The following is a 26144-nucleotide window of genomic DNA, read 5'->3' as shown; positions in this document are numbered from 1 at the left end:
CAATTGCCTCCCCGGGTGGAGTTCGACAACTACAAAGCGTCATACTTCATGTGTGACGAGCGCTGTAGGGACCTCGGGAACGGCAATCACGTCGCGCGTACATTCGCTGAACAGACCAAATATGGTCAGTGTTGGCACCATCGTGTGGCTTTCCAGTGAGTTGATGTTCTTTGCTGGACTGTTTGCGATGTATTTCACTGCGCGCGCCCAGGCGGGTGGCGACTGGCCACCGGCACCGACGGAGCTGAATCTGGCTCTCGCGGTACCGGTCACGCTGGTGCTGATCGCCTCGTCGTTCACCTGTCAGATGGGTGTGTTCGCGGCGGAGCGCGGCGATGTCTACGGGCTGCGCCGCTGGTATCTGCTCACCTTGGTGATGGGCGCCTTCTTCGTCGGTGGCCAGGGCTATGAATACATGCACCTGGTCGAGCACGGCACCACCATCCCCGGCAGCGCCTACGGCACCGTCTTCTACCTGGCGACCGGTTTCCACGGGCTGCACGTCATCGGCGGCCTGATCGCCTTCGTGTACTTGCTCGCCCGAACCACGATGGCCAAGTTCACCCCCGCTCAGGCCACCGCCGCGATCGTCGTGTCGTACTACTGGCACTTCGTCGACATTGTGTGGATCGCACTGTTCGCCACCATCTATTTCGTCCGATGAGCAAGCAGTCCCCGATAGGTTCGAAGAAACTTCAGAACAGGAGTGCCGGGTTGAAGATCTCGCGGTTGACCCGATCGGCCAACGGTGACCGGTCCCCCCGTCAACGCCGCCGACTGCGCCGCCGACTTTCCGGTGGGCTGCTATTGCTGATAGCACTGGCTATGGCTGGTGGCCTCGCCGCAATCCTGACCCCGCGACCGCAGGTGGCGGTGGCCGACGAATCCGCGTCTGCCCTGCTGCGCAACGGTAAGCAGCTCTATGAGACGGCATGCATCACCTGCCACGGCGCGAACCTGCAGGGTGTGGATCAGCGCGGGCCTTCCCTGGTCGGGGTCGGCGAGGCGGCCGTCTACTTCCAGGTGTCCACCGGCCGCATGCCCGCGATGAGCCTCAACTCGCAGGCCCCGCAGAAGGCGCCCAACTTCGACGAAGCGCAGATCGACGCGCTCGGCGCCTACGTGCAGGCCAACGGCGGCGGCCCGACGGTGGTCCGCGACGAGAACGGCCAGCTCGCACAGGACTCACTGCTCGGCAACAACGTCGCGCGCGGCGCCGACCTGTTCCGGTTGAACTGCGCCTCGTGCCACAACTTCACCGGTAAGGGCGGCGCACTGTCGTCGGGTAAATACGCACCGGATCTCGGTACCGCGGAGCCGCAGCAGATCTTCACCGCCATGCTGACCGGCCCGCAGAACATGCCGAAGTTCTCCGACCGCCAGCTCTCCCCTGACGAGAAGAAGGACATCGTCGCCTATGTCCGTGGCGCTGCGGAAGCACGCAGCCCCGGCGGATATGGCCTCGGCGGTTTCGGCCCGACGTCTGAGGGCATGGCGGCGTGGATTATTGGAATGGTCGCCGTCATCGGCGTGGCGTTGTGGATCGGGGCACGAGCATGAGTGGCGACCAGCGGAACGATCTGGACCCCACCGACGAGCAGTTGGCGTCAATGTCGCGCGAAGAACTGGTCGCCCTCGGTGGCCGGATCGACGGCGTGGAAACGGTTTTCAAGGAATCCCGGTGGCCCGTCGAGGGCACCAAGGCCGAGAAGCGCGCCAGCCGGTCGGTGTCGCTGTGGCTGCTGCTCGGCGGCGTCAGCGGCCTCGCGCTGCTACTGATCTTTCTGTTCTGGCCGTGGGAGTACAAACCCGACGGCAGCGACGGCAACTTCATCTACAGCCTCGCCACCCCGCTCTACGGCCTGACCTTCGGCCTGTCGATCCTGGCGATCGGCATCGGCGCGGTGCTCTTCCAGAAGAAGTTCATCCCGGAAGAAATCTCCATCCAGGATCGCCACGACGGGGCATCTGCCGAGCTGCATCGCAAGACGGTCGCGGCCAACCTGACTGACGCTCTTGAGACCTCTACCATCAAGCGCCGCAAGATGATCGGCGTCTCCTTGGGCGTCGGGCTCGGCGCCTTCGGGGCAGCCACCGCGGTTGCTTTCATCGGCGGCCTGATCAAGAACCCGTGGAAACCGGTGGTGCCCACCGCCGAAGGTAAAAAAGCGGTGCTGTGGACCTCAGGCTGGACCCCACGATTCACCGGCGAGACCATCTTCCTGGCGCGCATGACCGGTGACAGCCACTCCCCGTTCGTCAAGATGCGACCGGAGGATCTCGACGCAGGCGGTATGGAAACCGTCATGCCGTGGCGCGAATCCGATGGCGACGGCACCACGGTCGAATCCCACGAAAAGCTGAGCACCATCATGATGGGCGTCCGTAACCCCGTCATGCTGATCAGGATCCGGCCACAGGACATGAGCCGGGTGGTCAAGCGGCAAGGCCAGGAGAGCTTCAACTTCGGCGATCTCTTCGCGTACACGAAGGTCTGCTCGCACCTGGGCTGCCCGTCGTCGCTGTACGAACAGCAGACCTACCGCATCCTGTGCCCTTGCCACCAATCACAGTTCGACGCGCTGCATTTCGCCAAACCCATCTTCGGCCCGGCGGCCCGCGCCTTGGCGCAGCTGCCCATCACGATCGATGAGGATGGCTATCTGGTCGCCAACGGCGACTACATCGAACCCGTAGGACCGGCCTTCTGGGAGCGGAAAACATCATGAGTCCAAACCTCGGCGAAGTCATGGGCAAGCAAGGCGATGCCATGGATTCGCGTTATCACCCGTCGGCAGCCGTGCGACGGCAGCTCAACAAGGTGTTCCCCACCCACTGGTCGTTCCTGCTCGGCGAGATCGCGCTGTACAGCTTCTTGATCCTGCTGCTCACCGGCGTCTGGCTGACCCTGTTCTTCGATCCTTCGATGGCCGAGGTCACCTACAACGGTGTCTACGAACCGCTGCGCGGTATCGAGATGTCGAAAGCCTATGAGTCGGCGCTGAACATCAGCTTCGAGATCCGTGGCGGCCTCTTCGTCCGGCAGATCCACCACTGGGCGGCACTGCTGTTCGCCGCCTCCATCATGGTCCACCTCGCCCGCATCTTCTTCACCGGCGCCTTCCGCCGGCCGCGTGAGGCCAACTGGGTGATCGGCTCGCTGCTGCTGATCCTGGCCATGTTCGAGGGCTTCTTCGGCTACTCGCTGCCCGACGACCTGCTGTCCGGCACCGGCCTCCGTGCCGCACTGTCCGGTATCACCATGGGTATCCCGGTGATGGGCACCTGGATGCACTGGGCCCTGTTCGGCGGCGATTTCCCGGGCACGATCATCATCCCCCGGCTCTACGCCCTGCACATCCTGCTGATCCCCGGCATCATGCTGGCGCTGATCGGTATGCACCTCGCGCTGGTCTGGTTCCAGAAGCACACTCAGTTCCCCGGCCCCGGCCGCACCGAGAAGAACGTCGTCGGCGTGCGCGTCATGCCGGTGTTCGCCGTCAAGTCAGGCGCGTTCTTCGCCATGACCGTCGGCATCCTCGGCCTGATGGGTGGCCTGCTGCAGATCAACCCGATCTGGGACCTCGGCCCGTACAAGCCATCACAGATCTCGGCCGGTTCGCAGCCCGACTTCTACATGATGTGGACCGACGGCCTGATCCGTATCTGGCCGGCCTGGGAGTTCTACATCGGCAACTACACCATTCCGCAGCCGGTCTGGATTGCCGTGCTGATGGGCCTCATTTTGGGCCTGTTGGTCATCTACCCCTTCCTGGAGAAGAAGTTCTCCGGAGATAACGCGCACCACAACCTGTTGCAGCGGCCGCGTGACGCCCCGGTGCGCACCGCGATCGGCGCCATGGCGATCGCGTTCTACATCCTGCTGACGTTCGCCTGCATGAACGACATCATCGCGCTGAAGTTCCACATCTCGCTGAACGCGACCACCTGGATCGCGCGCATCGGCATGGTGATACTTCCCCCGCTGGTCTACTTCATCGCCTACCGGTGGGCCGTCGGCCTGCAGCGCAGCGACCGCGCAGTGCTCGAGCACGGTATCGAGACGGGCATCCTCAAGCGCCTGCCGCACGGTGCCTACATCGAGTTGCATCAGCCGATCGGTCCGGTCGACGACCATGGCCACCCGATTCCGCTGGAGTACCAGGGCGCCGCTGTGCCGAAGAAGATGAACAAGCTCGGTTCCGGTGGCGCAACGGGTTCGGGCAGCTTCCTGTTCGCCGACCCGGTCACCGAGGATCAGGCGTTGCGAGAAGCGGCGCATGCTTCCGAACACCGGGCGCTGACGGCGCTGAAGGAATACCAAGATGACGAGCACGGTGTCACCAACGGTTCCTCCAACGGCTCCAACGGTTCCAACGGGCATAACGGTCACCACTAGAGCAACCGGCAGATCCGCGCTGCGCGAGACGCTGCGCGGCCTGCCGGTACTCACGGGCGCAGGGCCGCCGTTCGATACGGCACGGGTGCCTGCCGATCCGATCGCGCTGTTCGTCGAGTGGTTTCACCTGGCACTTCGCGGTCAGCTCTGTCAGCCGCAAGGGCCAGCAGCTCGCCACGAATCCCGTTGCGGCCCTGACCTTCTACTGGCCGCAACTGGGTAGGCAGATTCGGGTCACCGGCCACGTCGAACAGGATCCCCGCAGCGTCGCCGAAGACGACTTCCGTGCGCGCCCAACAGGTTCACGCGCAATGGCACTGACCCGCCGCCAGAGTCAGCCCTATTCAGATCCGGCGGAGCTCGACGCGGCATTGCACGCCACCCACGCCGAGCTGACCGCGACGCCCGATACGGTGCCCGCTGAGTGGACGTCCTATGCCGTCATCGCCGATACCGTCGAGTTCTGGCAATCGGATCCTGCGCGCCGCCATGTGCGTGTCGAATATCGGCGTCACGACGACAACTGGTCACACAGCCTGCTGTGGCCGTAACGAAGTTCAGCCCGCGTCGGGGGCAAGCGCTGCGCGCAACTGGCGGAGATAGACCACCGGGATCGCCGCCATCCCCACGGTGATGACGGCAGCCACGATGTAGGCGGCCCAGGCAGCGGTATCGCTGCCGACGGCCATCAGGTAGGTGGCGGTGGCGACGGCGATCATCGCCGCGCCCATCGCGGTCAGCACGCCGACCCCGCACCGCAGCCACATCCGGTCCAGCATGCCCACGGAGAGGACGTTGGCCGGGGCGCGAGCCGGAGTGGGCCCCGGGTAGTCAGGCGGATCGCGATCGACGGCCAGACGGGCCTGTGGCCGGGCTGACGGCGCGGGCTCGTCCACGACAGTGTTCCTCGCACGCAGCAGCAGCGGGATGGCCGCCACGATGACAAGCGCCGACACCCCGATGACCACGTACAACAGCCACGGCGTGTGGGCGCTATCGGTTTTCGGCGGACCGACCGGGTGGCCACTGCCGAGGTCGACCAACGCGACAGCGGCAGCGACGCCCACACCGAGGGCCGCCAGCCAGACCACAGCCGCCACAATCACCAGGATTCGGTCGACGGTCTCTGGTGAACCGGCGAACCGGCTTGGCACACGTCGGTCCACGTAACTTCTCCCCCGTGCTGCCATCAGCAGCTGGTTTGCGCGGCGTTGCCCGTATTGGACGACAGGACTGTCCCGTCATTGGCCGTGATCGAACAGTTGAGCTTGCTGACCAGGAACAGGCTGGAAGCCTGCACCGAGCCGACATCGGAATTCGAGATGGGTGTCACCGTCAGCGACCAGGGAATGTAGACGTTGCGCTGGGTCCGCTGACGGCCCGAGGCGTCGATGAACGTCACCGAGATGATGTCACCCGGCGCCTTCGTCCCGGTCACCGAATAGGTGACCTGACGCGGTCCGGCCGGTGTGGTCGTCGTCGGGGGTGGCGGAGGTGGCGGTGTGGTCGTCACCGGTGGCGGCGCTTCCTCGGTGACCGGCGGCGGCGGAGGTGGCGGCTCCGGTGTCACGGTCACCGTCTCCGGTGGTGGCGGAGGCGGCGGCGGCTCTTCGGTGGTCGGAGGTGGTGGCGGAGGCGGCGGTGTGGTGGTGGTGATCTCGTCCTGAACCGGCGGGGCCGTCGTCGTGGTCGTCGCAGGCGTCGCCAGATTGTCGGTGTCCGTACTGGTCACAAGCAGCGCCACCGAAACCACCAGCGAGATCGCCGCGATGATGGCCGTGACGCCCACCACCCACGGCCAGCGCGGCGGTCGGACACCGTCGTCATCGCCGTCGGTCGAGTCGTAACTGTCGTAGTCGTACAGATTCGGGTCGGCCGGCACGTAGGGGCCGCTGGTGAACTGCTCCGATTCCGGCGCCGAATATGCCTGCGAGGGAAAGTCCGAGCCCCCGCTGTCCCGCGTGGGTTCGTCGCCGGGTTCCGATCCCGGGGGCTTATTCGGGGTTGGAGGCCCGCTCATCTCTGCCTGTCCTTCTCGATGACGTCACCGCGGCCTGCCCGTGAGCACCCCCGGGGGTGCTCCACCTGCCTGTCGCGCCTCGGCCACATTACCCAACCGGGCGGGCGAAGCGGATATGGCGCAGCCAACGCAATGCCAAGTGACGCCATGATTGTGACCTTTTCAGGCCGGGACGCTGTGCGAACGCGTCAGTGCTTCTCGGCCGCCAGGTAGTACTCGAAAACCAGACCCGCCACCGAGCTGAGCACGAAGACGACGCCGGCAGCGATCAGCCAGATCAGCCACAACGCGATACCGACGGCGGTCACCGAGGCGGACAGCGCGATCAGAACCGGCCACCAGCTGTGCGGGCTGAAGAAGCCCAGCTCGCCGGCACCATCACTGACCTCGGCGTCCTCGTAGTCCTCAGGCCTGGTGTCCAGGCGTCGGGCCACGAAACGAAAGAAGGTACCGATGATCAGGGACAGCCCTGCGGTCAGCACCAGAGCGGTGGTACCCGCCCATTCGACGCCGCCCAGCTGGAACATCGCAGTCAGCACGGCGTAGAGAACGGCCGCGAACACAAAGAACGCGGTGAGGATCTCGAACAGCCTGGCTTCGATATGCATGGTTGGCCCTGTCCTTACTTACTCGCCTGCGGTGCCAGCTGTCCCCGACGTGTGTCGAACGGGTGCGTCGTGACAGCCAGCGGTTCCTGGTTGATCGCCTGCAGCGCCTCGGCGTTGGTCTTACCCGCGATCCGCTGCTCCAGATAGGCCTTGAAATCGTTGGGTTCGACGACCCGGACCTCGAAGTTCATCATCGAGTGGAACGTGCCGCACATCTCCGTGCACCGGCCGACAAAGGCACCGGTTTTCAGGATCTCGCTGATCTGGAAGACGTTATCGGAGTGGTTAGCCTTCGGCTCCGGCATAACATCGCGCTTGAACAGGAACTCCGGCACCCAGAAACCGTGGATGACGTCGGCCGACGCGATCTCGAACTGGATGCGCTTACCGGCGGGGAGCACGAGCACGGGAATCTCGTTACTGGACCCGAGCGTCTCGACCTTGTCGAAGTTCAGGTACGAACGGTCTTCGGGGTTCTGGCCGTGCAGCGCACCGACGATTTCCTCGCCGTGCTCGTCGGTGCCTTCCGGCTTGGACTGCATCGCCTCTTTACGGGCCGGGTCGGCGCCGTCGTAGTCGAACGTGCCGTCTTTGAAGTCAACGCTTTGGTAGCCGAACTTCCAGTTCCACTGGAAGGCGGTGACGTCGATGGTCACTTCGGGGTTCGGCTCTTTGTGCAGCATTTTCTCCTGCACCACAACGGTGAAGTAGAACAACACCGAGATGATGAGGAACGGCACGACCGTGAGCACCAGCTCCAACGGCATGTTGTAGCCGAACTGCTTGGGAAGTTCGGTGTCGGTGGGCTTCTTGCGATGGAACGCCGATGTCCAGAACATCAGCGCCCAGACGATCACGCCGATCACCAGAGAGGCGATCAGCGATGCCACCCACAGCTCGCGGTTGGCATGCGCTTCCGGGGTGATGCCTTCCGGCCAGCCCAGTCCGACTGCTTCGGACCAGCTGCAACCGCTCAGCATCATCGCGGCGGCTCCCAGCGTGACCGCCAGAGCCACCATCCGGAACCGACGAGAACGGCTTCGGGAAAAGCCAAGCCCGCGGATCAACACGTCGGCGCCTCCTGTGTCAGGTCGTGCTCACCAGCATCTCAACGGATCTCGCGCGCAACGAGTCGCATTGCAACACGCGTGATCGCGAATCGAATACTACGCAGCGTAGACCACGCCCACCCACCAAGCTCGACACACCTGCCCTATCAATTTCACCCATGGCCATCGGGTCGGCCGGGGCCCGGCGCCGTGGGGCATACTTGGCACCGATGTGCGGTCTCCTTGCCCTGGTGTGTGCCCCTGATCGGGTCGTCACGAACGAGATCGACGACGCGGTAGCGGGTGCGTCGCACCTGATGCGCCACCGGGGGCCCGACGAACCAGGCACGTGGTCAGATCACCGCGTGGTCCTCGGTTTCAACCGACTCTCGATCATCGATATCGCCCACTCCCATCAGCCGCTGCGCTGGGGTCCACCCGAGTCCCCCGACCGCTACGTACTGGTGTTCAACGGCGAGATCTACAACTACCTGGAGATACGAGCAGTTCTGCGTGCCGACTATGGCGCGCAGTTCGCCACCGAGGGTGACGGCGAGGCCATCGTCGCCGCCTATCACCACTGGGGTGCCGACGCGCTGCCGCGACTGCGCGGCATGTTCGCCTTCGCCCTGTGGGACACCGAAACCGGTGAATTGTTCTGCGCACGGGACCCGTTCGGTATCAAGCCGCTGTTCATGGCGACCGGCCCAGGGGGTACCGCCGTCGGCAGCGAGAAGAAGTGCCTGCTCGGCCTGGCCGACGAGGTGGGTTTCGACACCGCGATCGATGAGCGTGCGGTCCAGCACTACACGGTGCTGCAGTACGTGCCCGAGCCCGAAACGCTGCAGCGCGGGGTGCGCCGGCTCGAATCGGGCAGCTATGCCCGTATCCGGCCGGGCAGCGGGCCCGTCGTCACCCGGTACTTCGTGCCCAAGTTCGCCCCGGTGCCGTTCACCGCAGGCGGCGAGCAAGCCCGCTACGACGAGATCACCGCCGTTCTCGAGGACTCGGTGGCCAAGCACATGCGCGCCGATGTGACCGTCGGCGCGTTCCTGTCCGGCGGGATCGATTCCACGGCCATCGCCGCGCTGGCGATCCGGCACAACCCGCGTCTGATCACGTTCACCACGGGGTTCGAACGGGAGGGCTTCTCCGAGGTCGACGTGGCGGTGGCTTCGGCAGAAGCCATCGGGGCCCGACACATCACCAAGGTGGTCAGCCAGGCCGAGTTCGTCGCCGCACTGCCCGAAATCGTCTGGTATCTCGACGAACCCGTCGCCGACCCCGCGCTGGTGCCGCTGTTCTTCATCGCCCGCGAAGCCCGTAAACACGTCAAGGTGGTGCTGTCCGGCGAAGGCGCCGACGAACTCTTCGGCGGTTACACCATCTACCGGGAGCCGTTGTCGCTCAAGGCATTCGACTATCTTCCCGGCCCGGTGCGACGGTCGGTGGGCAAGGCCGCCAAACCGCTGCCCGAAGGGATGCGCGGAAAAAGCCTGTTGCACCGCGGGTCGCTGACGCTGCAAGAGCGCTACTACGGCAACGCCCGCAGTTTCTCCGACGCGCAGTTGCGCGCGGTACTGCCGGGCTTCCGGCCGGACTGGACGCACACCGATGTGACGGCGCCGCTGTATGCCGAGTCGGCTGGCTGGGATCCGGTGGCCCGGATGCAGCACATCGACCTGTTCACCTGGCTGCGCGGCGACATCCTGGTCAAGGCCGACAAGATGACGATGGCCAACTCGCTAGAACTGCGGGTGCCGTTCCTGGACCCGGAGGTCTTCGAGGTGGCCTCGCGGCTGCCCCTGGAGCAGAAGATCACCAGGACGACCACCAAGTACGCCCTACGCCGGGCATTGGAACCCATCGTGCCCGCGCACGTGCTGCATCGCGCCAAACTCGGTTTCCCGGTGCCGATCAGGCACTGGTTGCGAGCCGGCGAACTCCTGGACTGGGCGTACCAGATGATCGACTCGTCCCACGCCGGCGAACTCGTCGACATCCCCGCGGTCCGACGGATGCTCGACGAGCACCGCACGGGTGCAACCGATCACAGCCGACGGTTGTGGACCGTACTGATCTTCATGCTTTGGCACGCCATTTTCATCGACGGCACGGTGGTACCGCAGATCAGCGAACCGACCTACCCCGTCGAGCTGTGACCTTCCCGCCCAGCGACTAAGCCAGGGCGGCGGCGATCTCCTTGGCGGCGTCGGCGCCGAACGCGCCCTCGAGCCGGGCAACAGCGGTGACGGCGTCCCATGACCAATTCTGTGTGCCAGTTGTCTCCAGCACCAGCACCGCGACCAGCGACCCCAGCTGCGCGGAGCGCTCCAGGCTCAGCCCCGCACTGCGTCCGGTGAGGAAGCCGGCGCGGAAAGCGTCACCGACACCGGTCGGGTCGGTCTGGCTGGTCTCGGGCACCACACCCACGTGCACGGATGTGCCATCTGGGCTGACCACGTCGACGCCCTTGGCGCCCAAGGTGGTGACCCGCAGCCCGATCTGCGCCATCACCTCAGCCTCGGTCCATCCCGACTTCTGCAGCAGCAGATCCCACTCGTAGTCGTTGGTGAACAGAATTGCGGCGCCGTCGATGAGGGTGCGGATCTCCTCACCGGAGAGTCGGGCCAACTGCTGACTCGGATCGGCAGCAAAGGCCAGGCCCAGCTCACGGCATTCTTGGGTATGCCGGACCATCGCCTCGGGGTCGTTTGCGCCGATGATCACCAGTTCCGGTGCGCCACTGGACGCTACGAAATCCGCGAGCGAGATGTTGCGCGCTTCGGACATGGCGCCGGGATAGAACGAAGCGATCTGGGCCATATCTTCGTCAGTGGTGCAGACGAAGCGTGCGGTGTGGGCCTTCTCGGAGACCAGCACACCGGAAGTGTTCACCCCAGCCGATTCCAGCCAGGCGCGGTACTCACCGAAGTCGACACCTGCGGCACCGACGAGCGTCGCCTGACCGCCGAGGACGCCGATCGCGTAGGCGATATTCCCGGCGACCCCGCCGCGATGGACCACCAGGTCGTCGACCAGGAAGCTCAGCGACACCTTCTGGAGGTGCTCGGCGAGGAGCTGCTCGGAGAAGCGGCCGGGAAATCGCATCAGATGATCGGTCGCAATCGAGCCGGTCACGGCAATGGTCACGGAGTGCTCCACCCTTCATTCGTAAGCTTAGCTATCTAAGGCTACCCACCCCGACAGTCAGGATAAGCACGGCGTACTTGTCTCTACCCCGTGCGCTAACCTGCGTACCAGAGCCAGTTGGACCGGCTTCTTGCTGGTGTCCGCGATTGACAATCAACCCCGGGGAGAAACCATGGCCGGCCCGTATCCGCCGCACCAAGGTATTGGAGCCGCGGGGCCGTACACGGGTCCCCACCCTAATGCCCAACCGAACCAGCCATTTGCGGTGCCGCCCACCTTCGCAGAAGCGTATGCCAATCCGTACACATCGGCGCACTATCCCGGCCAGCTCCCCCCGGCCGGCCAACTCCCCCCGACGCCCTACCCCAAACGACGCCGGTGGCCGGTGGTGGCAGGAGTGCTGGTCGCGATCGCGGTGATCGGCGCGGTGGTGACGACCATCATCTTCGCCGGTCGCGACGACGCGGCCACCAAGAACACCGTGTTGACCGCGTCATCGGCACAGCAGGCCATCCAGACCTACTTAGATGCCCTGTCCAAAGACGATGTCGAGACCATTGCCCGCAACAACCTGTGCGGCCTCTACGACGGGGTGAAGGACAAGCGGTCTGATAACGCGCTGGCCACGCTGTCCAGCGACGCCTTCCAGAAGCAGTTTTCCTCGGCAAAGGTGACATCGGTGGATACCGTCGTCTTCGCCTCGCCCACCGCCGCGCAGGTGCTCTTCACGATGGACGTCATCCCTGCCAGCGGCGGTCGAAACGGCGCCGGCGCCGAACGCCAAGGCGTGGCGCAGGTCCTCGCCTACAACAACGAGGTTCTGGTCTGCTCGTATGTACTGCGCACCGCGGGCATGTTCTAGCGGCTTGATCAGCCGCTGATATTCCGCGCCGGGGTCAGTTGAACGAATCGCCGCAGGCGCAGGAGCCGGTGGCGTTCGGGTTGTCGATGGTGAAGCCCTGCTTTTCGATGGTGTCGACGAAGTCGATCTGTGCGCCCTGGATGTACGGCGCGCTCATCCGATCGACCGTCAGGCGGACGCCACCGAACTCGGCGTTGAGGTCACCGTCGAGGGTGCGGTCGTCGAAGAAGAGGTTGTAGCGCAGTCCGGCACAGCCACCGGGCTGCACAGCGATACGCAGCGCCAGGTCATCGCGACCTTCCTGCTCCAACAGCGACTTGGCCTTGGCGGCGGCGGCGTCGGTCAGCATGGCGCCGTGGGTCTCGGTGCTGGTGGTGGACTCTTGCTGAACAGACATTGCGTCTCCCTCATTGCTTATCGGCTGGTGTGCCCAAGCTTGCGCTTCACGTGGGAAACACCCACGGGTACGGCTTCATTGTCAACGGTACCTGGTTTCCCCGCTATTCCCGAGTTCTACGGCGGCCTTGCGGGCCAGCCCAGCCAGCTGATTCGCCGCGTCGTCGATGGCCAGCTGCACCGAGCCGGCGAAGTCGGCGACAGCGAATGCCGCCAGAATGCCCTCACCGCGCAAGGTCGCCTCGTCGAGGGTCACCTGACCAGCCAGTACCAGCACCGGTGTGCGGTGCGCTTTGGCACCGTTGGCCAGCGCGCTGACGACCTTGCCGTGCAGCGACTGGTCATCGAAGCGCCCCTCCCCGGTGATGATCAGGTCGGCGGCGGCGACATCGTCGGCGAGGTGGGTATATTCGGCGATGATCGCCGCACCGGATTCCCGGCGCCCGCCGAGCGCCAGCAGCGCCGCACCGATGCCGCCCGCGGCCCCGGCTCCCGCCTCGGTGCTGATGGTGCGGCCGGCCACCCGGTCCAGTTCATCGGCCCACTGGGTGAGCCGATCCTCAAGCACGGCGACGGTGGCCGGGTCGGCGCCCTTCTGCGGTCCGAATACGTGCGCGGCCCCACGGGTGCCGAGCATCGGGTGCTCGACGTCAGAGGCGGCAATGAGGTCGACGCCTGCCAGCGCGCTTTTTGCCGCGAGCAGGCCGCCCAAGGCGTCGACCATGCCACGGCCGCCGTCGGTACTGCCGCTGCCACCCAGGCCGACCGCGATGCGCGTCGCACCCGCAGCCAGCGCCGCAGCGATGAGCTGCCCCACGCCCGTGCTGTGCGCGGCCAGTGCGGTCGCCACGGTCGGCGGACCGCCCAGCAGCGCCAGCCCGCAGGCCTGTGCGCATTCGATGTAGGCGGTGTGGTCCGACGGGTCATACACCCAGTCCGCGTCGACGTCGGTGTCCAACGGCCCGGACACCCGGATGTGGCGCAGTTGGCCGAGCCGGCTGGCGAGCACGCCGACAAAACCGGGGCCGCCGTCGGACTGTGGCGCCAGCGACAGTTCGTCATCGGGCCGGGCCTGCTGCCAACCGACCGCGATGGCCTGCGCCGCCTCCACGGCGGTCAGGGTGTCACCGAAGCAGTCAGGTGCGATCAGCACCCGCAGGCTCGCGTTCTGGGCACCCGTCATCTGTGCAGATTAAGGCTGGTCACGCGGAGGTGCATGCCGGGCGGGCCACGGTGCGAAGTAACCTTGCTGATGTGAAGCTGCTGGGCCGCAAAAAAGATGACGGCGACAATCCCTCTGCCGACTCGGCCGAGCCGACGACGGCCACCGACGCGACGGTGGGTGCGCCGATCCGCACCGCCCCCAAGGGCCGCCCCACCCCGAAACGCACCGACAGCCGCAAACGCGGTCCGGTCGCACCCGCACCGATGACCTCCGCCGAAGCCAGGGCGCGGCGTAAAGCAACAGCCGGCCCGAAGCTCAGCCGCGAAGAGCGCAAGATCGAACGCAATGAGCGCCGCGCGTCGATGAACGACCGGCGCGCGAAGATGATGGCCGGTGAAGAGGCCTATCTCCTGCCCCGCGATCAGGGTCCGCTGCGCCGCTATGTCCGCGATATCGTCGACTCCCGGCGCAACCTGCTTGGTCTGTTCATGCCGTTCGCCCTGCTGCTGATCTTCGTCATGCTCGGCGTCCCGCAAGTCCAGCTGTTCATCTCCCCCGCCATGCTGGTGCTGATGGCGCTGATGGCGGTCGACGGTGTCGTGCTGGCCCGCAAGATCGGCAACCTGGTGGATATCAAATTCCCCGATAACACCGAAAGCCGTTGGAAGCTGGGCCTCTACGCTGCCGGTCGGGCATCGCAGATCCGCCGGATGCGCGCGCCGAAGCCGCAGGTCAACCGCGGCGACAAGATTTCCTGAAGCCGGCCGAGCCCTCTAGGCCTGCGATGCGCACGCTGGTGCTCGGCGGTATCAGGTCGGGCAAGTCCCGCTGGGCCGAAGAGGCGATCGCCGAAGCGGTCAGTCCTGGCACGCAGGTCCGCTACCTCGCGACGGGTTATTCGGCACCCGACGATGCCGCCTGGTCCGCCCGGGTCGCCGCCCACCGCGAGCGTCGGCCGGCGAACTGGACGACAGCTGAAACCACTGCGGTGGCAACCGAATTGCGGCAATTCGCCGGTACGCCGACGATGGTCGACGATATCGGGAACTGGCTGACGGCCGCGATGGACCGTCGAGGCGCCTGGGAGCACGGGTCGGTGACCGAGGACATCGCCGATCTGGTGGCCGCGGTCGGCACCTTCGGTTCACCGCTGGTGCTGGTCAGCCCGGAGGTGGGGCTGACGGTGGTGCCAGCCACCGCGGCCGGCCGGCGGTTCGCCGATGCTCTTGGCACCCTCAACCAGCACCTCGCCGCGGCATGTGACCGGGTGGTGCTGGTGGTCGCAGGCCTGGCGGTACCGATCAAACCGGAACGGACGTCGTAATGCAGTTTTCCATCCCAGAAGTGACAGCGCCGGATGCGGCCGCCGCGGCCGCGGCCGGCGCGCGCCAGGACACGCTGACCAAACCGACGGGTGCACTCGGCCGCCTGGAGGAGCTGTCGATCTGGGTGGCGTCATGCCAGGGTGCTTGTCCCCCAAAGCAATTCGAACGCGCCAGGGTGGTGGTGTTCGCCGGCGACCACGGCGTCGCCCGGTCAGGGGTGTCCGCGTACCCGCCGGAGGTGACCGCGCAGATGGTCGCAAATATCGACTCCGGTGGCGCGGCGATCAACGTGCTGGCCGGTGTCGCTGGGGCCACGGTCCGCGTGGTCGACATCTCGGTGGACGCCGATGCCCTCAGCGCTGCGATCGGGGCGCATAAGGTGCGGCGGTCCAGCGGTGACATCGCGGTCGAGGACGCCTTATCCGAGGACGAGGTGATCGCCGCGATCGAGGCCGGCCGCCGGATCGCCGACGACGAGGTCGACGCCGGCGCCGACCTGCTCATCGCGGGCGATATGGGCATCGGAAATACCACTGCGGCAACAGTTCTCATCGCTTCGCTGACCAACACCGAACCGGTGGTGGCCGTCGGGCGTGGCACGGGTATCGACGACGCGGGCTGGATCCGCAAAACGGCTGCGGTGCGGGACGCGCTGTACCGCGTACACCCCGTGCGGTTCGACCCGGTGGCGGTGCTGCGGGTGGGCGGTGGCGCCGATCTCGCCGCGATGGCCGGCTTTCTGGCCCAGGCCGCGGTCCGGCGCACGCCGGTGCTGCTCGACGGGGTCGTGGTGACGGCGGCGGCGCTGGTTGCCGAGCGCCTGGCGCCCGGCGCACGGGCCTGGTGGCAGGCCGGACACCGATCGACCGAGCCGGCCCACACGTTGGCGCTCGCCCAGCTTGAGCTGGAGCCGATCATCGAGTTGGGCATGCGACTGGGCGAAGGTACCGGCGCCGCTGTGGCGCTGCCCGTGGTGCGGGCCGCGATCGCCACCCTGGCCACCATGGCGACCTTCGATTCGGCTGCGGTCTCGGGTCGCGAGTGATCCGTGCTGTGATGTCATCGACGGCACAGGCTTTCGCTTTTGCCACGGTGTTGCCGGTACGGACCAGCGGACCGTTCGGTCGGGGTGCCCTGACCGCCCTGCCGCTGGTCGGTCTTGCCCTCGGGGCGCTCGCCGCGGGGGTGGCCTACGGCGCGGGTGTGCTGTTCGGTGCCGGTAATCCGTTGACCGGGTTGCTGGCGGTCGCGGTGCTGCTGCTGGTCACCCGCGGCATGCATATCGACGGTCTGGCCGATACCGCCGACGGCCTCGGCTGCTACGGACCGCCGCAGCGCGCGCTGGCGGTGATGCGCGACGGGCCGGCCGGGCCCTTCGGCGTCGCCGCGGTGGTGCTGTCGATCGTGTTGCAGGGTCTGGCATTCGCCCAAGCCGGTGCGGTGGCGATTGTGGTCGCGGTCGCAGCGGGCCGGGTAGCCGCCGTGCTGACGTGCCGCCGGTCGGTCCCTGCCGCCGAGGGCAGCACGCTGGGCGCCCTGGTGGCGGGCACCCAACCGCGCTGGGTGGTGGCGGTGTGGGTGATCGCCCTGGCAGCGGCCGCGGTGTTCGCGACCCCCCGCCCCTGGCAGGGCCCGATCGTGGTGCTGGGCGCCGTCGGGTTGACGGCAGCCCTGGTCGCCCATTGTGTGCGCCGATTCGGCGGGATCACCGGTGACGTGCTCGGCGCCGCCGTCGAGGTGACGACGGTGCTGACCGCGCTGGGACTGGCGGCCGGCTCCGGCTTCTAGCTGAGCCGGGCCATCCAGCCGTGCGTATCGGCGAAGGTGCCGCGCTGGATGCCGGTCAGGGTGTCGCGCAGTGCCATCGTGACCTCACCGGGTTCGCCGTCGGCGATGGTGAATTCACCGTCACCGAATTTGACGACCGAGACGGGTGTGATGACAGCTGCGGTACCGCAGGCGAACACCTCGGTGATCTCACCCGCGGCGACCCCCTTACGCCATTCCTCCACGTCGATCTTGCGCTCTTCCACCGAGTAGCCGGCATCTCCTGCCAACTGCAACAGCGAATCGCGGGTGATCCCCGGCAGCAGTGAGCCGTTGAGCTCCGGGGTGACCAGCCGGGCCGTCCCGCCGCTACCGAACACGAAGAACAGGTTCATGCCGCCCATCTCCTCGATGTAGCGACGTTCGATCGCATCGAGCCAGACCACCTGATCGCAGCCGTGTTCGGCGGCCTGAGCCTGGGCCAAGAGCGACGCGGCGTAGTTACCACCGGTTTTGGCGGCGCCGGTGCCGCCGGGGCTGGCCCTGACGTACTCGGTGGACAACCACACACTGACCGGTTTGATACCGCCCTTGAAGTAGGCGCCCGCCGGTGAGCCGATCACCAGGTAGCGGTATTCGGTGGCCGGCCGCACGCCCAGGCCCGGCTCGGTGGCGATCAGGAACGGCCGCAGATACAGCGAGGACTCACCACCGGCCGGTGGCACCCAGGCACCGTCGATGGCGATCAACTGGCGCAGCGATTCGATGAACAGCTCTTCGGGCAGCTCAGGCATGGCCAGCCGGTGCGCCGAGCTACGCAGCCGGGCGGCGTTGGCCTCGGGGCGAAATGACACGATCGCCCCGTCGGCCCACCGATAGGCCTTCAGACCTTCGAAGACTTCCTGCGCGTAATGCAGCACCACCGCCGACGGGTCCAGTTCGATCGTGCCGTACGGCAGCACCTGCGCGTCATGCCAGCCGCGGCCCTCGGTGTAGCTGATCGAGACCATGTGGTCGGTGTGGTAGCGGCCGAAGCCCGGATCGCTCAGGATCTGTGCACGTACCTCGTCGCTTGCCGGTGTCGAATTGCGGGCAAGCGTGAACTCGAGGTGGCCGTTTGTCATGCAGCGATTGTATAACCGCGGCGCTACCGAGTTTTGGCCTCCACAAACGGCGGCTTGACCACTTCGCATTCCACCGAGCGGCCGCGCACGTCGACGGTGACCGACTGACCGTCGAGCACTCCGGCGTCGGCGTCGATCAGGGCCAACGCGATACCGACTTTCAGTGTCGGAGAGAAGGTTCCCGAGGTAGTGACGCCGACGGGCCGATCCCCGGCAAGCACCGTCAGGTCCGGCCGCAGCACCCCGCGGCCTATAACGCGCAATCCGCGCAGCAGCCGCCGCGGGCCGGCTTCCTTCTCGGCGACCAGGGCGTCGCGACCCCAAAAACTGTCCTTTTTCCAACCGATGGCCCAGCCGCACCGCGCCTGCAGCGGCGAGATGTCCAAGGACAGCTCATGGCCGTGCAACGGGTAGCCCATTTCGGTGCGCAGGGTGTCGCGGGCACCCAGTCCGGCCAGCTCGCCGCCCGCCGCCCCGACGGCCGCGACCAGCGCGTCGAACACCACCGGCGCGGAGTCCCACGGCGGCAGCAGCTCGTAACCGTGCTCACCGGTGTAGCCGGTCCGGCAGACGCGCACCGGAACACCGGCGTATTCGGCGTCGGCGTACTCCATGTAATCCATATCGGCCGGCAGTCCCAGCGCGCCCAGCACCTCGGCCGATTTAGGTCCCTGCACCGCAAGCACGGCGTAGGACCGGTGCTCGTCGGTGATCGTCAACCCCTCAGGTGCAAGGGCAGCCATCGCGGCGACCACCGCGGCGGTATTGGCGGCGTTGGGCACCAGGAAGATCTCGTCATCGGCCACGTAGTAGGCGATCAGATCGTCGATGACACCACCAGTTTCGGTGCAGCACAACGTGTACTGCGCCTTCCCGGCGCCGATTCGGTTGAGGTCGTTGGTCAGCGCGGCGTTGACGAACTCGGCGGCGCCGGGGCCCCGTACCAATGCCTTACCGAGGTGGCTGACGTCGAACAGCCCGACGGTGTTGCGGGTGGCGGTGTGCTCGGCAACCGTCCCCGCGTAGGAGACCGGCATCAGCCAACCCCCGAATTCGGCGAAGCTGGCGCCCAGCGCCCGGTGTTGGTCCTCGAGTGGGCCGTGCAACAGGTTGTCAGTCACGACCACCCACACTAATGGTCCATCGATAGGGTGATCAGCGTGAGCACCCAACCTGGCTACCAGTCCCCGTCCGTCACCGTGGCCACGTCGCTGCCCAAGCGCGGCGCGGGATCGGCTGTCTTGATCGTTCCCATCGTGTACGACTCAGTCAGCGGGGCCGACGATGGGAACGATAAATCCACTGTCAGCGTCGCACCTGGGCCGTTTCTGGACGCCGAGGCGATCGGTGAGATCGAAGTTGCGCTGACCGCCCTCGGCGCCAAGGCTGGCGCTGAATCGCTCACCCGCCTGGTGGTGCCGTCGCTGGCGGTGGGCAGCGTGCTCGCGGTCGGGTTGGGTAAACCGCGCGACGAGTATCCCGCCGACCTGGTCCGGCGCGCCGCGGGTGTTGCCGCCCGGTCGCTGACCGGTACCGAAACGGTGATCACGACGCTGTCGGAACTACCTGGCACCGACATCCTGTCTGCCACCATCGAAGGCCTGATCCTCGGCGCCTACCGGTTCAGCGACTTCCGCAGCAAGAAGACCGCGCCGAAGGACGCCGGCTTGAAGAAGATCACCGTGCTGTCCACCGCCAAGGACGCTAAGAAGCTCGCGGCTCGCGCCACCGCCACCGCGACGGCAGTAGCCACCGCCCGCGATTTCATCAACACTCCCCCGAGTCATCTCTTCCCGGCCGAATTTGCCAAGCGCGCAAAGGCTTTCGGGGAAGCTGCCGGACTCGAGGTCGAGGTGCTCGACGAGAAGGCTCTGGAGAAGGGCGGCTACGGCGGTGTCGTCGGCGTGGGCAAGGGGTCCTCACGCCCGCCACGGTTGGTCCGGTTGACCCACCGTGGGTCGGCGCTGGCCAAGAATCCGAAGAAGGCCAAACGGGTGGCCCTGGTCGGTAAGGGCATCACCTTCGACACCGGCGGCATCTCGATCAAGCCCGCGGCGTCCATGCATCACATGACCTCCGATATGAGCGGCGCGGCCGCGGTGATCGTGACTGTGGCACTGGCAGCCCAGCTGGGCCTGCCGATCGATGTCATCGCCACGGTGCCGATGGCGGAGAACATGCCATCGTCGACGGCGCAGCGGCCCGGTGATGTGCTGACCCAGTACGGCGGTATCACGGTCGAGGTGCTCAACACCGACGCCGAGGGCCGGTTGATCCTGGCCGACGCCATCGCCAGGGCCTGCGAGGACAAGCCCGACTACCTGATGGAAACCTCCACCCTGACCGGTGCCCAGACCGTCGCGCTCGGCGCGCGCATCCCAGGAATCATGGGCAGCGACGAGTTCCGCGATCGTGTCGCGTCCATCTCCCAGGGGGTCGGCGAGAACGGTTGGCCGATGCCATTACCCGACGATCTCAAGGACGACCTGAAGTCGAGCGTCGCCGATCTGGCCAATATCAGTGGCCAGCGGTTCGCCGGGATGCTGGTGGCCGGTGTGTATCTGCGTGAATTCGTCGCCGAGGGCGTGCAGTGGGCGCATCTCGACGTTGCCGGACCGGCCTACAACTCCGGTGGCCCCTGGGGTTACACCGGTAAGGGTGGTACCGGCGTGCCGGCGCGGACGATGTTCGCGGTGCTGGAAGACATCGTAGAAAACGGCTAGTCGCCAACGGTTAGTTACGCGTTGTACGTGGCAGAGGTTTCTGTCGTACCCCTCTGTTTTGATGGTGTCATGTCTTCGACCGCAACATCTTTGGTGACTGAGCTCAGTCCCAAGGAGCGGCTGGAGGTGTTGTTCGAACAGCTCGCGGAGCTGACCGGTCAGCGCAACGCCATCGACGGGCGCATCGTGGAGATCGTCGCCGAAATCGACCACGACGGATTATGGGGTAACACCGGGGCACGATCGGTCCAGGGGTTGGTGGCGTGGAAGCTGGGCCTGTCCTCGGCCAATGCCGGCGCGATCGCCGCCATCGCCCACCGGTTACCGCAGTTCCCACAGTGCGCGGCCGGGATCCGTGAGGGCCGATTCTCCCTCGATCAGATCGGGGTCATCGCCCACAAAGCGGCCGACGGATCCGACGAGCATTACGCGCAGCTGGCCCGCAGCGCGACCGTCAGCCAACTGCGCACCGCCGTCAAACTCGAACCCCAACCAGAATCAGCACCTGAGCCGGAGGCGGAGTTGCGCCCGGAACCGCCACGGTCGATCAGCCAAACCTGCGACGAGGACTCCACCACCTGGCACATCACCTTGCCCCACGATGAAGCAGCGGTGCTCGACGCGGCCCTGCGCTCCCATCAGGACAGGTTGGTCGCCGAGTGGAAACGCGACCACGCCGACACCGTGTCCGAGCACACCCCACCATTCCCGAACGCCGTGGACGGGTTCATGAGTCTGATCCACGCCGGGTGGGACACCGACGTCGCAGCCCGACCACACGGACAACGCACCACCGTCGTCGTGCATCTCGACATCGACTCACGCATCGCCTCACTACATTTGGGCCCGCTGCTGTCCGACGCCGACCGCCAAAACCTGCTCTGCGACGCCACCTGCGAAGTGTGGTTCGAACGCGCCGGCCAGGTCATCGGTTCAGGCCAGGAGACCCGGACCATCAGCCGCCGACTACGCCGCGCCCTGGAACACCGCGACCACGGCACCTGCGTGATCCCGGGCTGCGGGGCCACCCGCGGTCTGCACGCACACCACATCACACACTGGGAAGACGGCGGACTCACCGAGCTGGCCAACCTGGTCTTGGTGTGCCCGTTCCACCACCGGCTCCATCATCGGGGTGGCATCACCATCACCGGCCCCGCCGACCGCCTCACCGTCACCGACACCTCCGGGAACCCACTCCAACCCGGGTCACTGGCCCGGCCCCCGACCACACCCCCACCCCAGGTTCCACCATGCACCGGGCCGACCGGAGAACGCGCCCAATGGTGGTGGTACACACCCTTCCAACCACCACCACCACTCACCAGCAACTAGTGGGATGACAACGACTTCTCGGTGTCCCGTCGAGCATGGGCAGACGTCGCAGTGACAGAAGTCAATTGCCCCTTAGAGCCCACCGCCCCTGGCCGTGCTGCGCAGCACCTGCGGTAGCACCCGGGACACCCCATAGAGCACGTGTGCTTCGGGGGCCACGGGTCGGATCGCGGTGTTCTTCTTGACCGACGACACGATCGCCTTGGCGACTTTATCGGGGCCGTAGCGGCGGATCGCGAACAGCTTTTCGGCCTGCGCCTGTCGTTTGGCGAGTTGTCGTGCCATGGCCGGTGGCGCGTCGAAGCGCGTGGTGTGCACGATATTGGTGTCGATGACGCCCGGGCAGATGGTCGTCAAACCCACACCGGCGGCGTCGAGTTCGGCCCGCAGGCAATCGGAGAACATGTACACCGCCGCCTTGGACGTGCAGTAGGCGTTCATCGAATGCAACGGTGCGTAGGCCGCCATCGACGACACATTCACAATGTGGCCGCCGGTGCCACGCTCGACCAGTCGACGGGCAAAAGCCCTACAGCCGTTGACAACTCCGCCGAGGTTGATATCGAGCACGCGGTCCCACTGGTCGGCCGGGGTGTCAAGGAATCGCCCGGCCTGCCCGACGCCGGCGTTGTTGACGACGATATCGGGGACGCCGTGGGCGGCGCAGACCTCGTCGGCGAATCGTTCGACAGCCTCGGCATCGGCGACGTCGAGGGTGTAGGCGTGGGCGATTCCGCCGCGGGCGGCGATCTGTGCGGCGGTGTCCTTGAGGCCGGCTTCGTCGATATCACTGACAATCAACTCCGCACCTTCACCCGCGAATGCCAACGCGGTTTCGCGGCCGATACCGCTGCCCGCTCCGGTGACCGAAACCAGTGCGTGAGAAAAGGATTCACTCGATCGACCGACCTGGGCACGCAACAAGCCGCGCGCAGCCGGGGCGCCTTCGAGGTGCTCGACCAGCTCGGTCACCGACTGCGCGAGCACCTGCGGGTGCGACATCGGAGCCCAATGGCCGGATTTGATGTCGCGGCGCCATAACCGCGACACCCACCGCGACGTCTCGTCGTAGAGGAAGGGCCGCACATAGGCGTCCTGGGTGTTGACGATGATCTGCACGGGCACGTCGTAACGTTTGGGGCGCGAACGGGCAACCGAGGGAAAGAAGTTGGCGCCGTATACCTTCAGGCCGCGTGCGGCATCATTGGCGAAATCGCCGGAGTGATGCACCCGATCGGGCACAATGCCCTTGGTCACGATCGGCCGCAGCTGCTTGGCCCCCGCCCGCACCAACGCCGGGGCCAGCAGCGGAATCGAGAAGGCAGCCATGTAGCTCAGGTGTGCCGCCTGAGATACCGAGCGCGCGAAACGTTTTGGCCGGTAAGGCTGCTTCAGCCCGTCGCGGATGTAGCGGGTCAGATGATCGGCGCTCGGACCCGATACCGAGGTGAACGAGGCGACGCGATCGCTGGCACCGGGGCGGCTCAAGTACTGCCACATCGCCGCGGAGCCCCAGTCATGACCGAGTACATGTACTGGCCCATCCGGGCTGAGTGCACCGATCACCGACGCGAAATCGTCGGCGTAGCGCTCCATCGTGTAGCTGCCGACCGGCTTGGGCACCGACGATGCGCCGACACCGCGGTTGTCATAGCGGATGATCCGGAAGCGTTCGGCAAGCAGGGGTACCACGCCGTCCCACAGCACATGGGAATCGGGCCAGCCGTGCGTGAGCACCACGGTGGGCCCGTCGGGGTTGCCCTCCTCGTAGGTGGCGATCCGGACGCCCTCGCTGCTGTCGACGTAACGCGCTGCCACCACTGTGGACCTCCGTGTCCATGGTTACTGTGACTAGAAGTAACTCATACCGCTGGTACCGCTGGAGTAAGACACTAGCCTTCCTCCAATTCCTGGCGCAGCTCCCGTTGGCGCTGGATCCGGCGCCGGGCATCGTGGTCGCGCATCCGCTGCGGGTAGCCGACCTTCTGCACGTCGTAGACCGGGATCTTGAGTTGACCGGACAGCCGGCGTGCGCCGGCCTCGCCACCGACGCGGCGGCGGGTCCATTCGCCGTCGCTGGCCACCAGGACGACCGTCAGTTCGGTGACAGTGGTCTTGGGCTCGACAAACGCTTCCACACCGGTGTGCTGCGCAGTCCACTCACGCATGTATGTCAGATCGGCGGCACCATCGGCGCGTGCGCCACGGCCGCGTCGGAGCCTGTCGAACAATCCCAACTCGGTTGCACTCCTCGCTGTGGGCGGTTCGTTCCTTCACATTCGATAGTGCCAGAGCTCGCGGGCAACCCTGAGTGAGTGACGTGCACCGGACAGTGACAGGATGGTTCAGACAAACCACCTGGGTTCCCGACTCGGTACACGACGCTGTGGTAAGCCAGAGATTCGACCCGTGCGACTGACCTTCTAGGAGTCAAAAGACATGGCCGTCTCAGTACAGATGCCCGCACTCGGTGAGAGCGTCACCGAAGGGACTGTCACTCGCTGGCTGAAACAAGAAGGCGACACAGTCGAAGTCGACGAGCCGCTACTTGAGGTTTCCACCGACAAGGTGGACACCGAGATCCCTTCGCCGGTAGCCGGAGTGCTGACCAAGATCGTCGCGCAAGAAGACGACACCGTCGAGGTCGGCGGGGAACTCGCCGTGATCGGCGAGGCAGGCGAAGAAGGCGCACCCGATCAGGAAGACTCGGCCCCCGCCGAGGCTGAACCGGAACCGGAACCCGAACCGGAACCCGAGCCCGAACCGGAAGCAGAGCCGGAACCCGAGCCCGAGCCGGCTGCGGCATCCACGGAGTCGTCCGGCGGTGGCGAGTCCACCTCTGTCACGATGCCCGAGCTCGGCGAATCGGTGACCGAAGGCACGGTCACGCGGTGGCTGAAGAAGGTCGGCGACTCTGTGGAGGTCGACGAACCTCTGGTCGAGGTGTCTACCGACAAGGTTGATACCGAGATCCCGTCGCCGGTGGCGGGGACACTGCTCAGCATCACCGCTGAGGAAGACGACACCGTCGCCGTGGGTGGCGAGCTCGCGAAGATCGGCGATAAGAGCGCCGCCGCCAGCACCCCCGAGCCCAAGCCGGAACCCGAGCCCGAGCCCAAAGCCGAAGCCAAACCAGAGCCGAAGCCCGAACCGAAACCGGAACCAAAGCCCGAGCCCAAGCCGGAACCCAAAGCCGAAGCCAAGCCCGAGCCCAAGCCGGAACCGGAGCCGAAAGCCGAGCAGTCCGGCGGCAGCGATGCAGCTCCGTATGTCACCCCGCTGGTGCGGAAGCTGGCAGGAGATAACGACGTCGACCTGGCCACAGTGAAGGGCACCGGCGTCGGTGGGCGCATCCGCAAGCAGGATGTCCTGGCGGCCGCCGAAGCCAAGGAAGCGGCCAAGAAGGCACCGCCTGCCGCACCCGCGGCAGCACCCAGTGCGGCCCCGGCGGCGGCGGCCAAGCCTGCGGCGGCCGCGAGTCCGCTGAGCCACCTGCGTGGCACCACGCAGAAGGCCAACCGGATCCGTCAGATCACGGCGAAGAAGACCAGGGAGTCGCTGCAGCAGACCGCACAGCTGACGCAGACCCACGAGGTCGACCTGACCAAGATCGTGGCGTTGCGTGCCCGCGCCAAGGCCACGTTCGCCGAGCGGGAAGGCGTCAACCTGACGTATCTGCCGTTCTTCGCGGTCGCGGTGATCGACGCACTCAAGGCGCACCCGAACGTCAACGCGAGCTACAACGAAGACACCAAGGAGATCACCTACTACGACGCCGAGCACCTGGGCTTCGCGGTAGACACCGAGCAAGGTCTGCTCTCCCCCGTGGTCCACAACGCGGGCGATTTGTCCCTCGGCGGTCTGGCCAGGGCCATCGCCGATATCGCGGCGCGGGCCCGGTCGGGCAACCTCAAACCCGACGAGTTGTCCGGTGGCACCTTCACGATCACCAATATCGGCAGCCAGGGTGCGTTGTTCGACACCCCGATCCTGGTCCCGCCGCAGGCGGCGATGCTGGGCACCGGTGCCATCGTCAAGCGTCCGCGGGTGGTCGTCGACGGTAACGGCAACGAGTCGATCGGCGTCCGGTCGATCTGCTACCTACCCCTGACCTATGACCACCGACTGGTCGACGGCGCCGACGCAGGACGGTTCCTGACCACCATCAAGAAGCGGCTCGAAGAGGGAGCGTTCGAGGCCGACCTCGGACTGTAAGCC

Annotated in this window: 25 protein-coding genes and 1 pseudogene; 15 read left to right on the top strand and 11 right to left on the bottom strand. The window is 66.1% G+C overall.

Translation table 11 applies throughout. From position 1 onward, the window contains the following. The first annotated feature begins 52 nt into the window (after positions 1-52). The 6 genes and pseudogenes from ctaE to ADBZ9O_RS15235 all read left to right on the top strand — a co-directional run bounded on the left by ctaE (position 53) and on the right by ADBZ9O_RS15235 (position 4950). On the top strand, positions 53-664 hold the full coding sequence (gene ctaE / locus ADBZ9O_RS15260; protein ID WP_526532624.1) for an aa3-type cytochrome oxidase subunit III: 612 nt from the start codon (positions 53-55) through the stop codon (positions 662-664). Further along, positions 661-1560, top strand: a complete 900-nt coding sequence (qcrC, locus tag ADBZ9O_RS15255) for a cytochrome bc1 complex diheme cytochrome c subunit (RefSeq protein ID WP_526532622.1) — start codon at positions 661-663, stop codon at positions 1558-1560. Before ctaE ends, qcrC begins: the two co-directional genes overlap by 4 nt. Next, positions 1557-2729 carry a cytochrome bc1 complex Rieske iron-sulfur subunit gene (qcrA, locus tag ADBZ9O_RS15250; RefSeq protein ID WP_526532620.1) on the top strand — a complete coding sequence of 391 codons (1173 nt, stop codon included), beginning with the start codon at positions 1557-1559 and terminating at the stop codon, positions 2727-2729. Before qcrC ends, qcrA begins: the two co-directional genes overlap by 4 nt. Beyond that, positions 2726-4399 carry a cytochrome bc1 complex cytochrome b subunit gene (gene qcrB / locus ADBZ9O_RS15245; RefSeq protein ID WP_526532618.1) on the top strand — a complete coding sequence of 558 codons (1674 nt, stop codon included), beginning with the start codon at positions 2726-2728 and terminating at the stop codon, positions 4397-4399. The genes qcrA and qcrB overlap by 4 nt, the downstream gene beginning before the upstream one ends. A 74-nt stretch (positions 4400-4473) precedes the next feature. Continuing rightward, a pseudogene (locus tag ADBZ9O_RS15240) lies at positions 4474-4680 on the top strand (hypothetical protein); the annotation flags it as partial. Positions 4681-4710: 30 nt separating this feature from the next. Next, entirely contained in the window at positions 4711-4950 is a 240-nt protein-coding gene (locus tag ADBZ9O_RS15235; RefSeq protein ID WP_526532616.1) for a pyridoxine 5'-phosphate oxidase C-terminal domain-containing protein, read from the top strand. Positions 4951-4956: 6 nt separating this feature from the next. Here ADBZ9O_RS15235 and ADBZ9O_RS15230 read toward each other — a convergent pair whose 3' ends face one another. From ADBZ9O_RS15230 to ctaC, 4 genes are all read right to left on the bottom strand, one after another. After that, positions 4957-5589, bottom strand: coding sequence for a DUF2561 family protein (locus tag ADBZ9O_RS15230; protein ID WP_526532614.1), 633 nt, complete (start codon positions 5587-5589; stop codon positions 4957-4959). Next, entirely contained in the window at positions 5589-6419 is an 831-nt protein-coding gene (locus ADBZ9O_RS15225) for an MmpS family transport accessory protein (protein ID WP_526532612.1), read from the bottom strand. The genes ADBZ9O_RS15230 and ADBZ9O_RS15225 overlap by 1 nt, the downstream gene beginning before the upstream one ends. 188 nt (positions 6420-6607) lie before the next feature. Continuing rightward, positions 6608-7027 carry an aa3-type cytochrome oxidase subunit IV gene (ctaF, locus tag ADBZ9O_RS15220; protein WP_526532610.1) on the bottom strand — a complete coding sequence of 140 codons (420 nt, stop codon included), beginning with the start codon at positions 7025-7027 and terminating at the stop codon, positions 6608-6610. Positions 7028-7041: 14 nt separating this feature from the next. Then, positions 7042-8046 (bottom strand): aa3-type cytochrome oxidase subunit II, encoded by a 1005-nt coding sequence (gene ctaC / locus ADBZ9O_RS15215; protein ID WP_526533180.1) that lies wholly within the window; start codon positions 8044-8046, stop codon positions 7042-7044. A 260-nt stretch (positions 8047-8306) separates the two neighbouring features. On the opposite strand from ctaC, the gene asnB reads away from it, so the two are divergent. After that, the gene (gene asnB, locus ADBZ9O_RS15210; RefSeq protein WP_526533178.1) at positions 8307-10238 is read left to right on the top strand and encodes an asparagine synthase (glutamine-hydrolyzing); all 1932 of its coding nucleotides are present in this window, start codon (positions 8307-8309) and stop codon (positions 10236-10238) included. Positions 10239-10254: 16 nt separating this feature from the next. Here the strand turns inward: asnB and ADBZ9O_RS15205 are convergent, their stop codons facing one another. Beyond that, the gene (locus ADBZ9O_RS15205; RefSeq protein WP_526532608.1) at positions 10255-11229 is read right to left on the bottom strand and encodes a carbohydrate kinase family protein; all 975 of its coding nucleotides are present in this window, start codon (positions 11227-11229) and stop codon (positions 10255-10257) included. Positions 11230-11494: 265 nt separating this feature from the next. Between ADBZ9O_RS15205 and ADBZ9O_RS15200 the strand changes: the two genes are divergently transcribed. Then, complete coding sequence (locus tag ADBZ9O_RS15200; RefSeq protein WP_526532606.1) at positions 11495-12091, top strand: Rv0361 family membrane protein; 597 nt, start codon at positions 11495-11497, stop codon at positions 12089-12091. Between the two features lie 34 nt (positions 12092-12125). Here ADBZ9O_RS15200 and ADBZ9O_RS15195 read toward each other — a convergent pair whose 3' ends face one another. Together ADBZ9O_RS15195 and ADBZ9O_RS15190 are read right to left on the bottom strand one after the other, a co-directional pair. Next, entirely contained in the window at positions 12126-12488 is a 363-nt protein-coding gene (locus ADBZ9O_RS15195; protein ID WP_526532604.1) for a HesB/IscA family protein, read from the bottom strand. A gap of 81 nt (positions 12489-12569) precedes the next feature. Then, a complete protein-coding gene (locus tag ADBZ9O_RS15190) occupies positions 12570-13646 on the bottom strand; it encodes a glycerate kinase (protein ID WP_526533176.1) in 1077 nt (358 codons plus the stop codon). Between the two features lie 95 nt (positions 13647-13741). Between ADBZ9O_RS15190 and ADBZ9O_RS15185 the strand changes: the two genes are divergently transcribed. From ADBZ9O_RS15185 to ADBZ9O_RS15170, 4 genes are read left to right on the top strand one after another with little or no spacing between them, the layout of a single operon-like run. Then, entirely contained in the window at positions 13742-14410 is a 669-nt protein-coding gene (locus tag ADBZ9O_RS15185) for a DUF3043 domain-containing protein (protein WP_526532602.1), read from the top strand. Between the two features lie 26 nt (positions 14411-14436). After that, complete coding sequence (locus tag ADBZ9O_RS15180) at positions 14437-14976, top strand: bifunctional adenosylcobinamide kinase/adenosylcobinamide-phosphate guanylyltransferase (RefSeq protein WP_526532600.1); 540 nt, start codon at positions 14437-14439, stop codon at positions 14974-14976. Continuing rightward, a complete protein-coding gene (cobT, locus tag ADBZ9O_RS15175; RefSeq protein WP_526532598.1) occupies positions 14976-16022 on the top strand; it encodes a nicotinate-nucleotide--dimethylbenzimidazole phosphoribosyltransferase in 1047 nt (348 codons plus the stop codon). The genes ADBZ9O_RS15180 and cobT overlap by 1 nt, the downstream gene beginning before the upstream one ends. An 11-nt stretch (positions 16023-16033) precedes the next feature. Continuing rightward, a complete protein-coding gene (locus tag ADBZ9O_RS15170; protein ID WP_526532596.1) occupies positions 16034-16765 on the top strand; it encodes an adenosylcobinamide-GDP ribazoletransferase in 732 nt (243 codons plus the stop codon). On the opposite strand, the gene ADBZ9O_RS15165 is transcribed toward ADBZ9O_RS15170, so the two are convergent. Further along, positions 16762-17868, bottom strand: a complete 1107-nt coding sequence (locus ADBZ9O_RS15165; protein WP_526532594.1) for a branched-chain amino acid aminotransferase — start codon at positions 17866-17868, stop codon at positions 16762-16764. The two genes, ADBZ9O_RS15170 and ADBZ9O_RS15165, sit on opposite strands and share 4 nt — an antisense overlap. Before the next feature lie 23 nt (positions 17869-17891). After that, a complete protein-coding gene (gene gcvT / locus ADBZ9O_RS15160; protein ID WP_526532592.1) occupies positions 17892-19001 on the bottom strand; it encodes a glycine cleavage system aminomethyltransferase GcvT in 1110 nt (369 codons plus the stop codon). A gap of 27 nt (positions 19002-19028) precedes the next feature. Between gcvT and ADBZ9O_RS15155 the strand changes: the two genes are divergently transcribed. Both ADBZ9O_RS15155 and ADBZ9O_RS15150 read left to right on the top strand, forming a co-directional pair. Beyond that, on the top strand, positions 19029-20591 hold the full coding sequence (locus ADBZ9O_RS15155) for a leucyl aminopeptidase (protein WP_526532590.1): 1563 nt from the start codon (positions 19029-19031) through the stop codon (positions 20589-20591). A 69-nt stretch (positions 20592-20660) separates the two neighbouring features. Further along, positions 20661-21926, top strand: coding sequence for an HNH endonuclease signature motif containing protein (locus ADBZ9O_RS15150; protein WP_526532588.1), 1266 nt, complete (start codon positions 20661-20663; stop codon positions 21924-21926). Positions 21927-21998: 72 nt separating this feature from the next. On the opposite strand, the gene ADBZ9O_RS15145 is transcribed toward ADBZ9O_RS15150, so the two are convergent. Together ADBZ9O_RS15145 and ADBZ9O_RS15140 are read right to left on the bottom strand one after the other, a co-directional pair. Continuing rightward, positions 21999-23747, bottom strand: coding sequence for an SDR family oxidoreductase (locus ADBZ9O_RS15145; RefSeq protein WP_526532586.1), 1749 nt, complete (start codon positions 23745-23747; stop codon positions 21999-22001). Positions 23748-23818: 71 nt separating this feature from the next. Further along, entirely contained in the window at positions 23819-24163 is a 345-nt protein-coding gene (locus ADBZ9O_RS15140; RefSeq protein ID WP_526532584.1) for an oxidoreductase, read from the bottom strand. 202 nt (positions 24164-24365) lie between these two features. Here ADBZ9O_RS15140 and sucB point away from each other — a divergent pair, with 202 nt between their 5' ends. Next, complete coding sequence (sucB, locus tag ADBZ9O_RS15135; RefSeq protein WP_526532582.1) at positions 24366-26141, top strand: 2-oxoglutarate dehydrogenase, E2 component, dihydrolipoamide succinyltransferase; 1776 nt, start codon at positions 24366-24368, stop codon at positions 26139-26141. Positions 26142-26144 lie beyond the last annotated feature (3 nt).

Origin of the sequence: Mycobacterium sp., from assembly GCF_965229105.1 — a bacterium.
Classification (GTDB): Bacteria; Actinomycetota; Actinomycetes; order Mycobacteriales; family Mycobacteriaceae; genus Mycobacterium.
The sequence above is the reverse complement of the archived record's forward strand: the minus strand, read 5'-3'. Positions and strand labels throughout refer to the sequence as shown.